The sequence below is a fragment of the Proteus myxofaciens ATCC 19692 genome (genome assembly GCF_001654855.1).
Lineage (GTDB): Bacteria > Pseudomonadota > Gammaproteobacteria > Enterobacterales > Enterobacteriaceae > Proteus > Proteus myxofaciens.
In genome coordinates this window covers 1-600 of the sequence record NZ_LXEN01000202.1, presented here as the reverse complement: position 1 = coordinate 600, position 600 = coordinate 1, and the positions used below count along the sequence as shown (strand labels likewise).

The window sequence follows — 600 nt, the reverse complement described above, 5'->3', positions numbered from 1 at the left end:
CGGTAACTTTAACAACATTTCGCCATGTAGTATGGAATGCGCCTTTTTATCAACGCTTAGGGTTTACCATTTTATCTGAAAATGAAATTCCATTTTCTTTACAGAAAGTCCTAGAAAATGAAGTCAATGAGGCTGGGTTTAAAAAAGAAATGCGCTGTGCGATGAAATTGAAAATATAAATAGCATTCTTTCTTGGTCTTAAAACATTTATTTAATTTATATTCATTAATAACTGAGTGTGATTTATAGGTAGTTATAAATGACTCTCTTTTATTTCAATCTTTTTACCTCGCAATAGCGCTCTAACCCAAAAGCGATTAGGGTGTAACGCATTTAAAATCGCATCATTAACTGGAAATGGCTCATCAAAAATTTGGCTTGCCAATATTTCTGCGGATAGCGGTGCTGAACATAATCCTCGTGAACCTAAAGCACTTAAAATATAAAGCTGGTGATAAGCTGGCGCTAAGGCTGGTATTTGTTTTCTTCGCTTAAATCGGTCTAAGTGCGTATATTTTTCGATAAGTTGTTCAAAATGAGGCGCTTCACCTAATAAAGGCAGGTGATCTCTAATTGTGCAACGGATACCAACACGAGCCA

Annotated in this window: 1 pseudogene; it reads right to left on the bottom strand. The window is 35.7% G+C overall.

Annotation, left to right across the window (positions count from 1 at the left end):
* Positions 1-253 precede the first annotated feature (253 nt).
* A pseudogene (gene mnmC / locus M983_RS16630) lies at positions 254-600 on the bottom strand (bifunctional tRNA (5-methylaminomethyl-2-thiouridine)(34)-methyltransferase MnmD/FAD-dependent 5-carboxymethylaminomethyl-2-thiouridine(34) oxidoreductase MnmC); the annotation flags it as partial.